We start from the raw sequence: 18,095 nt of genomic DNA, 5'->3' as shown, positions 1-18,095 counted from the left end.
AAACATAAGCGGGCAAGCTATTTTGGTCTCGTCAAGGTGCATGCGCAGTCGCTTTTGAAAGCGATTTGCATCAATTGTTTAAAAGCTGCCAATAAGCTTAGGATAGTTGCGCCTAATTTTGCCTAAAAGGCAGAATTAGGCAGATAAATGCCAAAAAAACAGGCATTTATCGATAAAAGCGGGGTGAAATTTGTCGAAAATTTCCAAAAAAATCAAAAAATTTCCAAGTAGAACAAAAAAGCGCTATTTAACCGTTTTTATGCAAAAGTCTCAGGCTGTATTTTATTAGATATCCGTATGCCATTGATGAGTGGTATGGAATTGCAGCTTAAGCTTAATGAGTTGGGTTGGCTTACACCGATTATCTTCTTAACCGGGCATGGTGATATTGAGATGGCAGTACAAGCAATGAAGCTTGGAGCCTATGGTTTTTTAAGTAAACCTTTTAAGGATCAAGTGCTGTTAGATGAGGTAGCGGCAGCGGCGCGTTTTGCCCAACAAATTAAGGACAATCTACAACGCAAACAAGCAGCAGAAGAGATTCTGGCGCGTTTATCCCCCCGAGAAACACAAGTGGCTAATCTCTTAGCACGTGGGCAATCCAATCGTTTAATAGCCCAGCAACTAGATATTAGTGAAAAAACAGTGCATATTCACCGTCAAAATATCATGGAAAAGGCTGCAATTAGTAGTGCAGCGGAGTTAGCACATTTGATGCTAAAAGCCGACCCTAATAGCTTAGATTAATTAAGCAATAAAAAACTCGTCATACCGAGTGCTTTACTGTTGGTAACTCTGGCTAAGAAAATAGCCGCTAAAGCAACTACTCAAAGCCATCAAACGATCAAAGCAAAGTGTATCGCCAGCTTATCGATATGTTTATCAATACGTGACATTATTCTGAAGGTGAGGCCATAGGCGCTCGCATTAATTCCTTTGTTTAGCGGTGAAAATAAGACTGTTTTTACTGTTTTACGTCCATTGATCCACATCAAGCCCTAGGGCTAATTTTTAGTAAAAACCCTAAAAATTAGATGGTTTCATCTATTGAGCAGCAAAAACTTCCGATAGGAAAGAAAAAAGTGGTGCTCTAGAATGAGTCTATAAACAAAAGGAGTTAAAAAAATGAATACTCACATTAATTGTATGGACTCAGTCCAAGTGACACGTCGTAGCTTTTTAAAAGGAATCCCTGTGGTAACGGCCGGTGCAGTTGCTATGCCAACAGTGGCTAAAGCATCTGTTCCCGATGATGGGAGTAAATATTGGGCCATGTTGATCGATGTTCGTCGCTGCATTGGTTGCCAAGCCTGTACGATGAGCTGTATTCAGGAAAACGCGGTACCGGAGGGTAATTTTAGAACGATTGTGTCTTCTTATAGCGTCAAAATGTCAGATGATCCAAGCGAGCAACCAGCTGGAGCGTACGTCTTGCCACGCCTCTGCAATCATTGTGATAACCCGCCATGTGTGCCGGTTTGTCCAGTGGGTGCTACTTATAAGCGCAAAGACGGCATTGTGGTGGTCGATAGCGATCGTTGTGTAGCCTGTGCTTATTGTGTGCAAGCCTGTCCTTATGATGCGCGATATATCAATCCGGTGACTCATAAAGCCGATAAATGTACTTTTTGTTTACACAGGGTTGAAGCAGGTTTATTGCCCGCTTGTGTTGAAACCTGTGTGGGAGGTGCCCGTATCTTCGGTGATTTAAACGATCCGGAAAGTGAAATTCGTCAACGTATGGAAGAGCATAAAGACGAGTTAAAAGTGCTTAAGCCTGAGATGAACACAGAGCCTCGAGTCTACTACATTGGTCTAGACGAGCGTTTTACTGACAAGATTGAAGGTAATGGTACCTTATGGAAGCCGCGTAATCGTGGCGAAATGGCGCAGGCATAAGTGTTAAGGAGCGAGTCATGGAAGCACAAATTATTGAAACCTTAAATATTACTCATAAAGTGGGTTGGTTGCCATGGGCAGTGCAGTATTTCTTTTTAATTGGGATTTGTTATTGCTCATTCTTATTGTCCTTACCCGGTGTGGTTTTTAAAAAGTCTGAGTGGAAGGTGCCCTCAAATTATGCCTTGATCATGATGTTGACTTGCGGCTTGATTGCACCGGTTGCCTTACTAGCTGACTTGCATCAACCCGGTCGTTTTTTGAACTTCTATCTACACTTTCAGACAACGTCATGGATGTCATGGGGCTCGATTTTCTTAGTGTTCTATATAGCGTGGATGGTGGCTTATGGATTTTTAGCCTTGCAGCCTTTATTGAAAGAGTCTGCGGCTAGTAATCATCGTTATTCGAAAATAGCAGGATTTTTGGCGCTACGAAATCAGCCGGCACATGGGTTGATTAAGTTGACTGCTTTATTCGCCTTTATCGGTGCTGTCTTAGTGATGGTTTATACGGGCATGGAAGTCGCCGTGATCAAAGCGCGTCCTATGTGGAATAACTTTGCTGTGCCGATTCAGTTTGCCTTGACTGCCATGGCGGGTGCTGCGGGTGCTGCGTTAATCTTAAACTTTTTTACAGCTAATCGCCGCAATAAGGCGGTCACTACGCCGTTCGTTAAGGTGATTTTTTGGACGCAATTAGCGATTGTCGTGGTGGGTGGCATTTGGTTGTTATTAGGTTTTAGCGGTCTAAGTCCAAAAATTGGCAAGGCAATGAACTTATTAACATTTATTAATCAATGGGAGTTATTTACCGTTGTTGGTGTGAGCATTATTTTTGCCACCTTATTATTAGCTTGGCGATTTCCTGGCAATGGTTTATTACTCGGTCTATCGACTGTGATTACGGTTTGGATGTTCAGATGGACTGTCTTCATGGGTGGCCAAGAAATTCCAAAGACCGGTGCAGGTTCCTATAGCTATAGCTTACCGTGGGGGCCTGACGGTTTATTAGGTATTGTTGGCACGATAGGGTTATGTGTTTTTGTTTATATTGTGCTCACCTCCCTAGTTCCCTTAAAACAGTTTGAATTAGAAGAAAATTAATCTAGGAGTATGAAAATGAAATTAAAGCGTAGAGAATTGATTGCAGTCGGTGGTTTAGCGGCCGGCGCGCTAGGTTTTTCACAAACTCTTAGTCGCATGGGGCGTAGTGTTTTAGCAAAAAAAGACCCTCATGAAGATAAATTAAACGGCTTTTCTCATGAGCCTGAGTACCGTGTTAATAAAGAAAGCGGCGAAATTACTTTAAATCCTAAGCAGCAAGTGAGCTACACAACGTGCTTGGGTTGCACCACGATATGTGGAGTGCGAGTACGTGTGGATAAGGAAACGGGCCAGGTCTTACGCGTTGGCGGTAATCCTTATCACCCCTTAGCAGCGGTTAATCATTTATCTTATGAGACATCGGTAAAGGATAGCTTTATCGCTACTTCCCAACATGCGGATTTAGGCCAAAAGAATCGCGCTACTTTATGTGGTCGTGGTAATGCGGTAAAAGAGCATCACACGTCACCTTTCCGTGTGTTGCAGCCTTTGAAACGCGTAGGACCACGTAATTCGGGTAAGTGGGAACCCATTTCTTTTGAGCAATTGATTCGCGAAGTAGCAGATGGTGGTGATTTATTTGGTGAGGGTCATGTTAAGGGTTTTAAAGCGTTGCGTGACTTAAAAACACCGATTAAAGCAGAGGCGCCAGAGTTTGGCCCGATTGCCAATCAAGTCGGTATTATTACCTCGGTGAATGATGGTCGTGAGGCCTTAGTCCGCCGTTTCTGGAATCAGTCATTTGGTACGCAAAACTTTGTCCGTCATGGCTCTTGGTGTGGTGGGTCATGGCGTTCAGGTTCCGGAGCTGTCTTTGGGGATCACCGGGCGATGCCGCATGCTAAACCAGATATTGAGAACGCTGAGTTTATTATCTTTATCGGTACTGCTCCCGGTGCGACCGGTAACCCTTTCCGTCGTACCGGTGAATTAATTGCTCAAGCTCGTACCGATGGTAAGGTTGATTATGTCATCATTGATCCTGTGTTAAGTAATGCCGATAGCCGTGCCGCTGGTGAGCGTTCAAATTGGGTGCCGATTGTGCCGGGTACGGACAGTGCGTTATTAATGGCCATGATGCGTTGGATGTTTGAGCACGATCGCCATAATAAAGCCTATTTATCTTGTGCCAATCCAGAGTTTGCGGAGTCTCTCGGTTTCCCATCTTACTGTAGCGCATCTTGGTTAGTGATTCAGGATCCATCGCACCCACGTTATGGTAAGTATTTGCGTGGTTCGGATATTGGTGTCGAGTTGGAGGCTGAGAAGCGCTATGGCGATGATGATCCTTATGTTGTTCTAAATGAGGATAATGAATTTGAAGCTGCAATTACGCTGATGAGTCCTGCTCAATTAGAAGCGCCTGAGGGTCTATTGGTCAACGGCAAAGATATCCAATTAAAGACAGCCTTACAGTTACTCAAAGAATCTGCGATGCGTCAAACGATTGAAGAAGCGTCTGAGTATTGCGGTATTCCGGTCGAGGTGATCGAGGGCTTAGCCGATGAGTTTAGTTCACATGGGACCAAAGCAAGTATTGTTTCTCACGGTGGCATGATGTCAGGTAATGGCTTTTATAACGCCTTTGCGGTCGTCACTTTAAACACCTTAATTGGTAACCTTAACAATAAAGGTGGCTTTGTGATGGGAGGCGGAGGTTTTCGTGACGCAACCGCTGGGCCGCGTTACAACTTAGTGGATTTTGAGGGTAAGGTACAACCGCGAGGTATTCCTATTGGGCGTAATGTCCCCTTTGAACGGACGAGTGAGTTTAAGCGTCGTCAAGCAGCTGGTGAACCTCTATATCCGGCCCCTACTCAGTGGTATCCTAATGCGCCAGGCTTGGGTACTGAGTGGCTGGCTTCGATTGCCACAGATTATCCGTATAAATTAGATGCTTTAGTGCTATGGATGTGTAATCCTGTCTACGGTATCGCGGGTTTAAAGAAAAAGTTTGAAGATCAATTAATGGATCCGAAGAAAATTCCTTTAATTGTCTCCATCGATCCCTTTATTAATGAAACAAACTGCTACGCCGACTATATCGTGCCGGATAGTCTGCTTTATGAGAGTTGGGGTTGGGTCTCACCTTGGAATGGTGTGCCCACCAAAACCATGGCCGCTCGTTGGCCAGTGGTTGAAGCAGCTGCTGAGAAAACGTCTAATGGTCAGCCGATTGCGGTTGAGAGTTTCCATATTGAATTAGCTAAATACATGGGCTTACCGGGTTTTGGTCCGGAAGGATTAAAAGATGTAGAAGGTAATCCAGTGCCATTAGAAACTGCAGAAGATTGGTACTTCCGAGGTGGTGCCAATATTGCTTATGCGGGTGGTAATCCAGTGCCTGATGCTACCGATGAAGACTTGGCTCTTTCTGGTGTAGAGCGTCTAAGAGCCGATTTAGAGAGTCGCTTAGAGCCCGAAGAGTGGCGTAAAATCGCTTATCTTTACACTCGTGGTGGTCGTTTTGAAAATGCCAATGAAGCACAGGACAAAAATAATCCAGAGTGGCAAAAGCATCGCTTTAAAAATGTGTTGTGGCTTTGGAATGAAAACGTTGGTAGCTCAAGAAATTACCTTAATGGTCAGTTTAACTGGGGTACTGCGCAGTTCCGTGAGCCTCATTTCTCGGATGGTACACCCATGCGTGAGATCTATACCGAAGAGGCATGGCCATTATTATTAGTCAGCTTTAAGTCACAGCTATTAAGTCCTTATACCATTGGGACCTCCTTAACTATCTTAAAGCCGGATAATCCGATGATTGTTCACCCTGAGGACGCAAAGCGTTTTGCTTTAACCACTGGTCAAACGGCTAAAGTTTCAACACCTGGCGGTTCTATCGAGGGCACGATCATTGTTTATCCTGGCGTGATGCGAGGCACCATCGGCATTGAACATGGCTTTGGTCATACGGAACTAGGTGGACGTGCGCATCAAATTGGTGACCACACCTGGCCCGATGAGCCGTTTATCCGAGCGGGCGTCAATATCAATGAGATTGGTTTAACCGATCCGACGCGTAACCATGAAAATATTTGGGTTGACAGCGTGTCTGGTGCCGTCGTGCGTAATGGCTTACCGGCTAAGATTGAAGCAGTAACAGGATAATAAAAAGTAGGATTGCTGAAGGACCCTCGTAAGTTATCCTTGAGCCGGCGGCTCTGAACGCTTCCCCCTTATTAGGTCTGTTTTTAGACCGACCAATTTAGTCAGTTGGTCGGTTTTTTTTGAGGGTAGGCAATGTCATGTAAGTGTTCGCTTACCAAGGGAGTAACTGTTGAAAGTTTAGCTTAGAGTAGAGGATGATATGGATATGGTGTTAGCACTGTGAAGAGTAATAAAAACAGGTTAAGCTATAAGGATTAAACAATTATCTTTTTTAGGAGGGAGTACAAATGAGTTTTATCGATATTGATGTGGCTGAAGGCCAAACGATGCAAGCCTTATGGGTACCGGCTGAGACTGCTGAGCCTAAAAAGGCACCGGCGATTGTCTTAGTTCAAGAGATTTTCGGAATCAATGATGCCTTACAACTTAAGGCTAAGCAGTGGGCGAGTCAAGGCTATAACGTACTGTGCCCTGACTTGTTTTGGCGCTTTGAACCCGGCGTGACCTTAGACCCGACGATTCCTGAGGAGTTTGAAAAGGGTGTGGACTTTATGCAGAAAATGCAGACTGCTGACACACTTGCAGATTTAGAAGCGACTCGTGCAAAATTAGCAGAGCTAATCGGACACGATCGTATTGCCGCTGTTGGCTATTGTATGGGTGGGCGGCTCGTGGTGGAAATGGCCGGTGAAGTAAACATCAAATGCGCTGTTAGTTTCTATGGTGTGTCTTTAGAATCCGTTCTCCCGGCGCTGCCAGCGGATGCTGCCGTGAGCTTTTTGCATATTGCAGAATTAGACAGCTACGTGCCCGAGGATGTGCGCCAAATTATCATTAAAGAGGTCGAACGCCGCGATGGTTGGGGCTATGAGCTTTATGAAAATTGTGATCATGCCTTTGCTAGGCCAAACGGCGCACATTTTGTCGCAGATGCCGCTGCCAAAGCGGAGCAATTATCTATCGCGTTTATGCAGAAGCATTTGGCCAGTTAGATCGCTCCGTCAATATTGCTTTTAGGGTTAGAGTGGCGCTCTTCCTTCTCTTTAGGGGGAGAGCGCCAAAGTCAAGGCTAAGGGTAATTAGCCGAATAAGTCACTGCGTATACGTTCTTGGCGTCGCAAATCATCAAGCCATGCTGCCGCCTCCTCGCGACTCTTAGAACTGACTTCTTGGGCAATGCTTAGGAGTGCAGTCTCAACGCCTTGACCTACAGTACGAGTACGGCCACAGAGGTAAATAATGGCGTTATCTTGCTCCAGTAAGCGATAGATTTCTTTGCCGTCTTGCAGCATAAGATCCTGAATATAACCACGGTTTTCATTATCAAAGACTCGGCTAATGCGGCTGATAGTGCCTTCTGCGAGGGCTTTATCCCATTCTTCTTTGTAGAAGTTATTGCCTTCACTATGTGAGTTACCGAAGAATAACCAAGCAAAGCGTGGGTGTCGACGTAACGGTGACAAGAAACCCAGTAAGGGGGCAATACCGCAACCGGTGGCTGCCATGATGATCGGGCGTTGATCGTCTTCAATTAAATTAAAGTCCGGGTGACGGCGCCAGGTCACTTGAATGCTTTCACCGACCGCTAACTCTTTTAACAAGTAATTGGAAGTGCGCCCTTGGCGAGTTTGGCCTTGCTCATCGACAAAGGGATTCTCACTGACCGTGAGGCGTACCAGATTGCTGTCAATCGCATCGCTACCAATGGAGTAGGGGCGTGCGACGGTGTCACCGGGAGGTGTCACTAAGAGTAGATCACCACCACGGAATAGTGCATCGTTTGGAAGTTCAAAATACAAGCTCTGTACTTCAAGCGGTGCGAGTTCGGGATCATCTAAACGGATGCGACTGCGTAAGGTCGCCTTTAATGCGGTGTCATTGCTGACTATTTGCGGGGCAGCGGTTGCTTGTAAGCCGAGTAAATTGTTAACTTGCTTAATCCACACCTGCCAGGCGGGAACCGGATCAGCATCACTGCAGACAATTTCTAAGTCGGTTTGGCCACCGCTTTGTGCCAATGCTTGATCGAGTAGGTATCCGCCTGCACAATAATGTTGGTAACTCTTATCACCCAAAGCAAAAACGCTGTAATTAATACCGCTGTCGATGGTCTGTTTGAGTGCATTCACCAAGCGTTTGGCGCCATCAGGCAGATCACCTTCGCCCGTGGTTGAACAAAGTAAAAGACTGTGTGCAAATTGACCTAAATCATTCGGCGTCACTACGGACATGGGGCTCAGTTGAGCATCTACACCTTGCGCTACAAGATAATCTTGGGTGGTTTTAGCCAGTCCTTGCGCTGTGCCTGTTTGTGATGCGTAGGCAACTAAGACAGCCTCCTTGCCACCTGTTAATGGCGTGGCTGAGGCACGGGCTGCGCGGTCCTGAAGCCAACGACGAAACCAGCTATAGGCACCGGAGAGGATAAAGAAACTCAAGCCTGCACCGATTATAAAGTTCAACCAACCGGATAGTGCGCCTGCCCATGTGCCTTCATGTAAGAGTTTAGGCCAGTAGGTCGTGATGCCAACTGGCTCAAGCGTTTGCGTAGCAGTAGGAATTTGGAATGTTTGCACTCCTGCGTCGGTCGCCAGATTAATCAGCACGGATCGACCGCGCATGGTCTCAAGTGAGACAAAGTTGTGTAGTTGATTCTCACGCTCAAGTACCTGCATGACTTGAACTGCAGGCGTGAGTTCTTGATTTAAGTTGAGCTTGCCAACCTCAGGTGCACCCACTTTCAGGCTCATCAGCAAACCTGTGATAGGAACCAGCAACCAGAGAGGGATCGCCCAGAAACCCAATGCATTGTGAATACTCATGAGACGCTTTTGCCAACGAACTTGCATTAAGAAGGGGGCAACCAAAAGGACAGCGATAAAGACATAGGTGAGGAACTCCACAAAACCGGTGGCTCCTATGAGTAGCCCCTTGTGCAGTGATTTGGCGGTATTGTAGAGCGCCGAACTCATACCGGCCTCTCCAATCAAGCGGCCTTCAGCAATCGTAAAGCGTTGCTCAAGCGGGTTGCCCTGAGTTTTAATCCAGATGTCTTGACCGTTCGCATCAAGAGCGATTGTTTGAATTTGTCCTGAAGCGACTTCCGCTTGTTGAACTACGGCACTAAACGCCTGTGCATGTTGAATACCGATGGCTTCATTGGTCGTGCTTGGTGACAGGATCGGCTTGAAGGTTAAGATCATGCCGGTGATTAACAGAATCATAAAAAAGGGCGTTAAGATCAAACCGGCATAACGATGGAAGGTGAGGAGGATTTTTTTCATTTATTTATTTTGCCCCTAGAGTAGAAAAGAATAGTAGAAAAGAAGAGTAGATCGACTAACTCAATAATTTAATCTAACATATGGAAGATTAGAAATAATTGATATAGCACAAGTTTATTAGGGTTTTTACTTACATATGTTCGTTTTAGCTGAAAGCCGTGTCAAATGGGGCTTGAAGGCAAATGATAAGGAAAATGACAATGCGTCTTGTTACGTTGTAATGCGAGTATTCAGCGCTTTTTCAGCTAAGAAGATAAGTCGTCGATACGCTATAATTAAATTTTATTTCATTAGGTATCGGGGTGGATTTGGATATTAGCTCAACTCATAATCCGTGGCCATTAAGTGCAGAATTGGTTGCTGTTCTGGTGGCCATTATTGATGATGAGCCCATGGTATTGACCACGCATTGTGCGCATGCTTTGCCGGCCGGAGAGTTGCAGACGCAGCATCGTTCTTTGCAAAACGGTTTGCGGGTATGGGTTGAGGCCTTGACTAACCATACGTTAAGCTATGTTGAACAGCTTTACACCTTTGCAGACAAAGGACGAGCCTATCTGACTGGGGGGCGGGTGCTGTCGGTGAGCTATTTGGCGTTGACCAGAGAGCGTGCAGAGATTTTAAGCGATGAGGTCAGTTGGCAGCGGTGCTATGACTATTTTCCCTGGGAGGACTGGCGTCATGGTAAGCCGAGCTTATTGAGCGATCATATAGAGCCTCAGCTTTTAGCGTGGGTTGCACAATCAGAGACACCGGCACAGTCCATTCATCGACAGCAGCGTGTCCAATTAGCCTATGGATTGGGCGACTTTAAGTGGAATGAAGATTTGGTGCTACCGCGTTATGAGTTGCTGTATGAGGCGGGGTTAGTGCCTGAAGCGCTGCGTGATAAGATTCTTTATGAGAAAGAGCAGTTTCATGATTTAGATGAGCAACGGTGGTTGGAAGGTCACCGCGATCATCTTTTAGGCCGTCCTATGCGCTTTGACCAGCGACGCATACTGGCCACGGGTATGATGCGTTTGCGCGCTAAAATTAAATATCGTCCGGTGGTTTTTGAGTTGATGCCGCCAACCTTTACTTTATTGCAATTGCAAACGGTGATTGAGTCTTTAGCCGGGCGCATTTTGCATAAGCAGAATTTTAGGCGTTTGATTGAGCAGCAAAACTTAATTGAAGAAACCGGCGATTTAGCTGAAGTCGTTAGTGGTAGGCCGCCTAAGCTCTTTCGATTTCGAGAAGATGTCATACTCGAGCACTCGACGGCCAGTTCTAAACTACCCCTCGCTCGCTATTAGCGTGTGAGGCGCGTGGCAGCCATCATACTGCACCGACATGCTGATAGAGCTCCATGTCATTTTCAATATTACCGCTACTTCGTACTCTTCGTTGCTGTTGAGCGGAAAAATTCAACATGCGTTCAATGGGTAGGCGAGCGGCACGAGCTAGTGCAGGGTCCACAGTAATTTGATTCAAACCGCTTTCTAATGCAGAGGCCAGTTTGTCCAATTCATTCATTGCCATCCAAGGGCAAAATGCACAACTTTTGCAGCTGGCGCTTTCACCGGCGGTGGGCGCAGCAAGAAACGTTTTGTTTGGTGCCTGTTTACGCATTTCATGCAAAATCCCCTGATCAGTTGCCACAATAAAATGGGTAGCATCAAGTTCGGTGCTGGCTTTGATTAGGCGCGTGGTAGAGCCTACCACATCAGCTTGCTGCACGACAGACTCCGGTGCTTCGGGATGTACTAGTACTTTGGCGTCCGGATGTTGTCGGCGTAATGCCTCTAACTCCAGTCCTTTGAATTCATCATGAACAATACAATCACCATGCCAAAGTAGCATGTCAGCGCCGGTCTCTCGCTGTATATAACTGCCGAGATGTCGATCGGGTGCCCAAAGAATTTTCTCGCCGTTGGCGTGTAAGCTGGCGACGATATCCAGTCCGACAGAGGAAGTAACAACCCAATCTGCCTGTGCTTTGACGGCGGCACTGGTATTGGCATAAACGACGACGGTACGATCCGGGTGTTGTGCGCAGAAATCGGCAAATTTATCAGCGGGGCAACCGAGGTCTAAAGAGCAGGTGGCTTCTAAACTTGGCATTAGAATGCGTTTTTCAGGACTGAGAATACTGGCTGTTTCGCCCATAAATCGGACACCTGCAACCACTACTGTGGTGGCCGGGTGCTCACGACCAAAGCGTGCCATCTCTAAGGAGTCACCGACACAGCCTCCACTTTCTAATGCCAGATCTTGTATCTCTGGGGCAACATAATAGTGTGCCACCAGTACGGCATTTTCCTGTTTTAATAACTGCTTGATTCGATGAATTAATTCACTACGTGGTGTTACTTTTTCTTGTTGATTAAGCATGAAATTCTCCTCATAAATGATTATTGCTTAAAATGAGTATATGTTATGCTATATTTGAGTATAAGTAAAATGATGATAGATAAATGACATGAATCAACAGATAAATCCCGTCGCCTCAGTGCCCCCCTTACCCGATTTGTTAATTGAGCCGATCGTGCGAGCTACCTTGGCAGAGGACTTGGGGCGTGCCGGCGATATCACCAGTCATGCAATTATTCCCGCTGATTGTTATTCAGAGCTGTTTCTGGTGGCTCGTCGTCCGGGTGTTTTGGCCGGTTCTGATCTTGCGCGTCTAGCTTTTCAATTGATGGATAAAGAGGTGGTGTTTGAGCCGCTGTTGGTAGATGGTGCACGTTTGGAGAAGGGTAGTCGTATCGCTCGAGTAGCTGGACCTGCGCGTGCATTGCTAACGGCTGAGCGTACAGCTTTAAATTTTCTTTGCCATCTTAGTGGTGTAGCCACGATTACCGCTCAAATAGCGGACAGTATTGCTGAGTACAACTGCTATGTGACGTGTACCCGCAAGACGACGCCACTCTTAAGAGCAGTAGAAAAGTATGCCGTGCGTGTCGGTGGGGGGCGTAATCATCGATTTGGCTTAGATGATGCGGTGCTGATTAAGGATAATCATATTGCCGTTGCCGGTAGTCTGACGTTAGCGGTTGAGCGTGCGCGAGCGGCAGTCGGTCATTTAGTAAAGATTGAGGTTGAGGTGGATAGCTTGGAGCAGCTTGATGAGGCTTTAGCGTTAAGTGTTGATGTACTTTTATTGGATAATATGTCGCTTGAGCAGTTAGCTGAAGCAGTTCGCCGTATTGACGGGCGAGCGATTAGTGAGGCCAGCGGTGGGGTCACACCGGAATCTGCCATAGCCATCGCGCAACAGGGGGTGAATCAAATAGCCATCGGTTGGATCACGCATAGCGCACCGATATTGGATATTGGCTTAGATGTGGCTTGATTGGTCAACAAAGCTAGGGGCCGCTCACTGATAGCTGTAGCGCCCCCGGCCTTAATTAAATATGAACTCGTCCGGCTAGTGCTTTGTCGGATTATCCGGACTGTCTGATTCAGACGAAAATTGATACACCTCATCCTCTCCGACGGCGTCCAGCTCCTTGGCCACTGCTTTTTCAAGATCCTGCATGCGTTCCCAAAATTCGCCACTCATATCAAAATACTCTTGTAGCGGGAAAAGCGCGATATTGTCTAATTCTGCTTCACCGCCGAGAGCAAAAGGTGTTAGGTAGTTAAATACCATGCCTTGTGGCATGTCTTGGCCGTCAAGAATGTTATCTTTGTGTAAGAGCCACGGAGCAACACTAAAGTAGTCTTTAATAAAGTCGATGTTGTTTTCTAACAGCTCGGTAAACTCGGCTAAATTATCAGCGATAGGCTCTAAGTCTCCATCGACTGTGTCTAGAAAAAAGACTTCAGATGACTGTGGGTCAATTAAAAAAGCATCGCCAAAAATGGTGATAAAAATAGGTTCTAATTGCGCAGGCAATAACCAAGTCCAAGCTTTAAATAATTCTGCTTTACTAATGGAGCGGTGATCAACGGTAATATCGCTAATTGTAAAACTGGTTTTGTCGGTAGACATTGGTGCTATTCCTCTTGGTGTGTTGGGTTAGGGCTTAAACTTTTTCTGAAAGTCTACTTCGCTCATGGAGTAATATCGAACTGCATCTATGAGACTGAGGATAACAGCGAGTGGTAAGAAGATTTGAGAAATAATTAAATACAACAAACCCGTGATGAGTTGGTTGAGATAGAAACGATGTACGCCCAACCAACCTAAAAAGATGGCTAAGATAATCGCTATTTTGCGTGGTGTACCTTCTTCGTTGAGCTTAGCGCCATTATTTTTAAAGAGCCAAAAGCAAATAATCGCGGTAATAATGAGTGCCACCACGACTTTAAACGGATCGTCCAGCACATAGCCTTTGATACTCATATAAAGTGATTGTAGATTGATCACTGCAATGCCGGTTAACTCATAAAGCCACTCTGCAAACACATTGAAGGTTTTTTCACCAAAGGTCAGGGCGATAAGTACAACCGCAAAAATAACAATACTTAGTAAGATATTTTTTAACATAAATAACGTGATCCTTAAGTTTAGGCTTCAGATTGCCTAAAGGGAGCAGCAGAGATGCTCGGTGTCTTACCGATGATCCTATCTGCTAAAACCTTGCCGGAGCCGCTGGCAAGGGTAAGGCCCAAAGCACCGTGACCGACATTGAGCCACAGATTGCCATACTGTGTTTTATCAATAATCGGTTTACCTTTTGGTGTTGCCGGTCGTAAACCGGCCCATTGCGTGGCATTAGCGTAATTACCGGCACCGGGGAAGAGCTTTTTAGCTTCAGCCATTAAGGTGCTGATGCGCTTAGGGTCAAGGCTTTTGTCTAAACCAACTCTATCCGCCATACCGGCGATTCGTAGTCGATTGCCGATGCGAGCATAAACGACTTTGCGCTCATAATCGGTAATACTCACATAAGGTGCTTGCTGCTCATCCTCAATCTCTAAGGTCAAGCTATAGCCCTTTAGTGGACCCACAGGTATATTGACTTTAATTGGGTTTAATAGTTCATTGGCAAAAGAACCTAAGGCGACTACGATGGCGTCTGCTGTTAAGCGCTGTCCATCTGCCAAGACTACCTCTATGTCTTGAGCACTCGTGCCTGAGCTGCTTGTTGTTACGGTACTGAGGGCGTGTATGCGTTGACCTAATAAAAATGTCACACCTTTAGCTTCAAGATTTTTGCGAATGGCCAAGCATAATTTATAACTATCCACTACCTCTTCGCTAGGTGTCCAGATACCGCCGACAATTTCTGAGCGCAGAGGAGCGAGGGCCGGCTCTTTTTCGATACATTGCTCAGTTGTTAAGGCCTCTTGTTCACAGCCTAAGGTGCGCTGAATGTCCAGTTGTTTTACCGCGGATTGAAAGTGCGCTTGGTCACGATGAATAACCAGCTTGCCGGGACGGTCAAAGTCAACATCCTTGATTTCTTCAAAAAGCTGATGAAATAAATCACGACTTAAAAACGAAAGACTGAGTAACTCTTTAGTCGTTTGGAGACTTTGTTCTGCGGTGCAGGCCTTGGCAAAGCGGATGCCCCAGCAAATATCTGCCGGATTGAGAGAAGGCTTCATGCGCATTGGTGCATGAGGGTTTAATAGCCACTTAGGCACCTGACTGAGCACGCCGGGTGCGGCTAACGGTGCGACATAGGAATAGGAAAGTTGAGCGCCGTTGGCAAAAGATGTTTGATGACCTACCTCATTTTCCTGATCAATGACGGTGACATCAAATCCGGCCTGTTGTAGGTAATAAGCGCTGCACAAACCGATGATGCCTGCGCCTAAGATAAGGGCATTTTTTGGAGCGGTAGTTGATTCTTGCATAGTGGTTCCGTAATTAAAATTTTTAGCGTTTTTTACTGTGTTGTTCGAGTGATTCAAGCCAAGCGAGATCCCCATCGCTAAAGCCGGCTTGCTTGCGGGCTTCTTTGTTAAACGGGCCGCGTAAGCTGGTAACCGCATATTGGTCGATTAAAGCGGCGTAGGTTTCAATGGGGTCCAGATTGCGTGATTGGCACTCAGACACATACCACCGATTACCTATGTCAACATGACCGATTTCTTCTTCTAAAATGATATCCAGTATGGCGACACTTTTGTCATCACCGACCTGTGCTAATCGTTGCTGTATCGCAGGAGTCACATCAAGGCCGCGAGCTTCCAGTGTACGGGGGACCAAGGCTAAGCGGGCCAATAAATCATTCTCAGTTCTTTCGGCCATTTCCCAAAGGCCATTATGGGCTGTAAACGCACCATAATCGTAACCCATGGCACCTAAGCGCTGCCTTAAGAGGCGAAAGTGTTTGGCTTCTTCTTTGGCTACGTTAATCCGATCGATATAAAACGCTTTACTCTGATGAGGAAAGCGCCACACAATATCCAAATGCAGGTTGATGGCATTAAATTCAATATGAGCAATGGCATGGAGTAAGGTGGCACGACCTTCCGGTGTTTGTACCGAACGCATGCCAACGGTTTTAGGGTCAACCAATGTCGGTTTAACCGGGCGGCCGGGGATTGGCGCACGCGCGGCGATGGCCTGATAATCAGCCTCCGTATCAATAAAATAATCGCCCTCTAAATTAATGCTTTCAACGGCAGTAACTTTGGAGCAAGGATCGGGCAATAGTAAAGCGTCTAGCGCTTGCCGTCGTAAACAGTTAGTGTGACTCATGGTTGTTCTGATAGCTTTGAATGTTAAATTTGATCAGTGACATTCTTTGATTTTAACGCTTAGGGGCTTAGCGTGCCTTAAATAAGGTAGAATTTTTACTTGCCTATTAATTTGATCGCCCGAATGTAAGCACAGAAGGATAGTATGAATTGGTATAAAGAGTTTATTGATAGCATGGCGTGGGTTGGCGTAGCCTTTACCATCTCGATTGTTTTGATGGTTGTGATTGGCTATCTCCTAATTCGGACAACACGATGGGCCAGTCAGTTTTGGCAGATTGCCTACACGTATTTTAACCCGATCAAAAATCCTTTAGCTATTCTGAACTTTGCCGTTATTCTCTTTTTGAGTTTATTCGGTGTGCGTGTGAGTGTGCTGTTTTCCAATTGGTATAACAACATGTATACCGCACTTCAGGATAAGGATGAGTCGACCTTTTGGATTCAGATCGTGGTTTTTGCGGTGTTGGCGATTATCCATATTTTTCGTTCACTGATTGCAATGTACATGCAGCAGGCATTCACTATTCGTTGGCGTGAGGATCTCAACGAACGGGTGCTGGGCAAGTGGTTGCGCAACAAAAACTATTATCGTTTGTTCTTCCTGAAGCATCAGGTCGACAACCCCGATCAGCGTATTCAGCAGGATGTGGCAAGCTTTGTGGGGACCTCACTTAGTCTTGTGCTGGGGTTAATCACCAGTATGGTGTCCGCTGTTGCGTTTACCGTGATCCTTTGGAATTTGTCAGGCCCAATGAATGTCTTTGGCGTTGAACTCTCCAAAGGGCTGGTGTTTATCCTCTTTGTCTATGTGCTGATTGCCACTGTCTTTGCCTTTAAAATCGGTCGACCGTTGATTCGCCTGAATTTCCTTGATGAGCGTTTAAATGCGAATTATCGTTATTCATTGATCCGAGTGCGTGAGTATGCCGAGAGCGTCGCTTTCTATGGTGGTGAAAAGGTTGAGGGCTTTAAATTAACGCAGCGTTTTAAGGGCGTGATTGAAAACGTGTGGAATATCGTTTACCGTTCTCTAAAGTTCCAGGGCTTTAACTTTATTGTGTCGCAAACGGCGGTTATTTTTCCGTTTATTTTGCAGGCACCGCGTTTCTTCTCGGGTCAAATTACTCTGGGGGCGATGATTCAAACGTCCAATGCCTTTGATAATTTACAAGGTAATTTATCATTCTTTCGTACTGCCTATGATGATTTTGCCGGCTTTAAAGCAGTCTTAGACCGTTTAACTCAGTTTATGGATGCATTGGATGATGCTGAGGATCTGCCGCATCCGGAGGTTGTGAAAAAAGGCAATGAGGTTGTTTTATCTAATGTCACCATTACGACCCCAAATGGCCGTGTCCTAGTAAAAGAGCTGGGTTTTGATGTGCAGCCGGGTGAGGCGTTATTAATCCGTGGTCCATCCGGCACGGGAAAAACGACGATTTTACGTACGGCAGCCGGTTTATGGCCTTATGCCGAAGGTGAGATTACTTGCCCTAAAGAAGAGGCCTTATTTCTTTCACAAAAACCGTATCTGCCCGAAGGCCACTTGATTGATGTTCTGTACTATCCTTATCATGCGCCGGAAAATGCCCGTGAAGAAGCGCTTAAGGTGCTTGAACTAGTGAATCTTGGTCATTTAGTGCACCGTATTGATGAGGTTAATCATTGGATGCACATCTTATCGCTCGGTGAGCAGCAACGAGTAGCTTTTGGTCGTATGCTGTTGACCAAGCCTGATGTGGTGTTTTTAGATGAGGCTACCTCAGCCATGGATGAAGGGCTCGAATATTATATGTATAAGCTGATTCGTGAGCGCTTACCGACTATGCGCTTAATCAGTGTCGGTCATCGGAGTACCTTATTGGCGCATCATACGCATATTTTAAATCTTTCCGCAGATACGACATGGCATATGCAGACGTGTGAAGAGGCAATAAAAGAGGCTTCTGATCAGGTGTGGAGCCGAGCCTTGCCGGGGTGTGATGAGACTAAGGGTAATGACTGATTAGTCTACTAATTGCCGAGCGATAGGGGTAGAATGAAATTGGAT

Annotated in this window: 14 protein-coding genes and 1 pseudogene; 9 read left to right on the top strand and 6 right to left on the bottom strand. The window is 45.9% G+C overall.

Features of this window, described 5'->3' with window-relative positions; genetic code table 11:
- Nucleotides 1-258: 258 nt before the first annotated feature.
- From B092_RS15980 to B092_RS0101650, 6 genes and pseudogenes are all read left to right on the top strand, one after another.
- Nucleotides 259-462: pseudogene (locus tag B092_RS15980) on the top strand (response regulator transcription factor); the annotation flags it as partial.
- Nucleotides 457-747: a response regulator transcription factor gene (locus tag B092_RS15975; RefSeq protein ID WP_255313371.1), complete on the top strand. Its 291-nt coding sequence runs from the start codon at nt 457-459 to the stop codon at nt 745-747. The pseudogene B092_RS15980 and the gene B092_RS15975, both read left to right, overlap by 6 nt.
- Before the next feature lie 378 nt (nt 748-1,125).
- Entirely contained in the window at nt 1,126-1,899 is a 774-nt protein-coding gene (dsrO, locus tag B092_RS0101665) for a sulfate reduction electron transfer complex DsrMKJOP subunit DsrO (RefSeq protein ID WP_018573507.1), read from the top strand.
- A gap of 17 nt (nt 1,900-1,916) precedes the next feature.
- The gene (gene nrfD, locus B092_RS0101660) at nt 1,917-3,005 is read left to right on the top strand and encodes an NrfD/PsrC family molybdoenzyme membrane anchor subunit (RefSeq protein WP_018573506.1); all 1,089 of its coding nucleotides are present in this window, start codon (nt 1,917-1,919) and stop codon (nt 3,003-3,005) included.
- 15 nt (nt 3,006-3,020) lie between these two features.
- Entirely contained in the window at nt 3,021-6,116 is a 3,096-nt protein-coding gene (locus tag B092_RS0101655) for a molybdopterin-dependent oxidoreductase (RefSeq protein WP_018573505.1), read from the top strand.
- A 287-nt stretch (nt 6,117-6,403) separates the two neighbouring features.
- On the top strand, nt 6,404-7,108 hold the full coding sequence (locus tag B092_RS0101650) for a dienelactone hydrolase family protein (RefSeq protein WP_018573504.1): 705 nt from the start codon (nt 6,404-6,406) through the stop codon (nt 7,106-7,108).
- Nucleotides 7,109-7,195: 87 nt separating this feature from the next.
- Here the strand turns inward: B092_RS0101650 and B092_RS0101645 are convergent, their stop codons facing one another.
- Nucleotides 7,196-9,400, bottom strand: a complete 2,205-nt coding sequence (locus B092_RS0101645; protein ID WP_018573503.1) for a PepSY domain-containing protein — start codon at nt 9,398-9,400, stop codon at nt 7,196-7,198.
- 302 nt (nt 9,401-9,702) lie between these two features.
- Between B092_RS0101645 and B092_RS0101640 the strand changes: the two genes are divergently transcribed.
- Complete coding sequence (locus B092_RS0101640) at nt 9,703-10,698, top strand: NUDIX hydrolase (protein ID WP_018573502.1); 996 nt, start codon at nt 9,703-9,705, stop codon at nt 10,696-10,698.
- A gap of 22 nt (nt 10,699-10,720) precedes the next feature.
- Here B092_RS0101640 and nadA read toward each other — a convergent pair whose 3' ends face one another.
- On the bottom strand, nt 10,721-11,776 hold the full coding sequence (gene nadA / locus B092_RS0101635) for a quinolinate synthase NadA (protein WP_018573501.1): 1,056 nt from the start codon (nt 11,774-11,776) through the stop codon (nt 10,721-10,723).
- Nucleotides 11,777-11,864: 88 nt separating this feature from the next.
- Here nadA and nadC point away from each other — a divergent pair, with 88 nt between their 5' ends.
- Complete coding sequence (gene nadC, locus B092_RS0101630) at nt 11,865-12,737, top strand: carboxylating nicotinate-nucleotide diphosphorylase (protein ID WP_018573500.1); 873 nt, start codon at nt 11,865-11,867, stop codon at nt 12,735-12,737.
- Between the two features lie 75 nt (nt 12,738-12,812).
- Here nadC and B092_RS0101625 read toward each other — a convergent pair whose 3' ends face one another.
- The 4 genes from B092_RS0101625 to B092_RS0101610 are packed head-to-tail and all read right to left on the bottom strand — an operon-like array spanning nt 12,813 to nt 16,043.
- Entirely contained in the window at nt 12,813-13,379 is a 567-nt protein-coding gene (locus tag B092_RS0101625) for a T6SS immunity protein Tdi1 domain-containing protein (RefSeq protein WP_018573499.1), read from the bottom strand.
- Nucleotides 13,380-13,406: 27 nt separating this feature from the next.
- On the bottom strand, nt 13,407-13,877 hold the full coding sequence (locus B092_RS0101620) for a TM2 domain-containing protein (RefSeq protein WP_018573498.1): 471 nt from the start codon (nt 13,875-13,877) through the stop codon (nt 13,407-13,409).
- Nucleotides 13,878-13,897: 20 nt separating this feature from the next.
- Nucleotides 13,898-15,193: a D-amino acid dehydrogenase gene (locus tag B092_RS0101615; RefSeq protein ID WP_018573497.1), complete on the bottom strand. Its 1,296-nt coding sequence runs from the start codon at nt 15,191-15,193 to the stop codon at nt 13,898-13,900.
- 22 nt (nt 15,194-15,215) lie between these two features.
- On the bottom strand, nt 15,216-16,043 hold the full coding sequence (locus B092_RS0101610; RefSeq protein WP_018573496.1) for a ferritin-like domain-containing protein: 828 nt from the start codon (nt 16,041-16,043) through the stop codon (nt 15,216-15,218).
- A gap of 144 nt (nt 16,044-16,187) precedes the next feature.
- On the opposite strand from B092_RS0101610, the gene B092_RS0101605 reads away from it, so the two are divergent.
- Nucleotides 16,188-18,050 carry an ABC transporter ATP-binding protein/permease gene (locus B092_RS0101605; protein WP_018573495.1) on the top strand — a complete coding sequence of 621 codons (1,863 nt, stop codon included), beginning with the start codon at nt 16,188-16,190 and terminating at the stop codon, nt 18,048-18,050.
- Nucleotides 18,051-18,095 lie beyond the last annotated feature (45 nt).

The sequence above is a fragment of the Oligella ureolytica DSM 18253 genome (assembly GCF_000373745.1).
Lineage (GTDB): Bacteria > Pseudomonadota > Gammaproteobacteria > Burkholderiales > Burkholderiaceae_B > Oligella > Oligella ureolytica.
Note: the sequence above shows the minus strand (reverse complement) of the source record. Positions and strands in the feature narration are given on the sequence as shown.

Bases quoted from the DNA above. Each gene is read 5' to 3' on its own strand.
- nrfD (WP_018573506.1), top strand. From the start codon at position 1,917: ATGGAAGCACAAATTATTGAAACCTTAAATATTACTCATAAAGTGGGT.
- B092_RS0101625 (WP_018573499.1), bottom strand. From the start codon at position 13,379: ATGTCTACCGACAAAACCAGTTTTACAATTAGCGATATTACCGTTGAT.
- B092_RS0101655 (WP_018573505.1), top strand. From the start codon at position 3,021: ATGAAATTAAAGCGTAGAGAATTGATTGCAGTCGGTGGTTTAGCGGCC.
- B092_RS0101605 (WP_018573495.1), top strand. From the start codon at position 16,188: ATGAATTGGTATAAAGAGTTTATTGATAGCATGGCGTGGGTTGGCGTA.
- nadA (WP_018573501.1), bottom strand. From the start codon at position 11,776: ATGCTTAATCAACAAGAAAAAGTAACACCACGTAGTGAATTAATTCAT.
- B092_RS0101615 (WP_018573497.1), bottom strand. From the start codon at position 15,193: ATGCAAGAATCAACTACCGCTCCAAAAAATGCCCTTATCTTAGGCGCA.
- nadC (WP_018573500.1), top strand. From the start codon at position 11,865: ATGAATCAACAGATAAATCCCGTCGCCTCAGTGCCCCCCTTACCCGAT.
- B092_RS0101610 (WP_018573496.1), bottom strand. From the start codon at position 16,043: ATGAGTCACACTAACTGTTTACGACGGCAAGCGCTAGACGCTTTACTA.
- dsrO (WP_018573507.1), top strand. From the start codon at position 1,126: ATGAATACTCACATTAATTGTATGGACTCAGTCCAAGTGACACGTCGT.
- B092_RS0101645 (WP_018573503.1), bottom strand. From the start codon at position 9,400: ATGAAAAAAATCCTCCTCACCTTCCATCGTTATGCCGGTTTGATCTTA.
- B092_RS0101620 (WP_018573498.1), bottom strand. From the start codon at position 13,877: ATGTTAAAAAATATCTTACTAAGTATTGTTATTTTTGCGGTTGTACTT.
- B092_RS0101650 (WP_018573504.1), top strand. From the start codon at position 6,404: ATGAGTTTTATCGATATTGATGTGGCTGAAGGCCAAACGATGCAAGCC.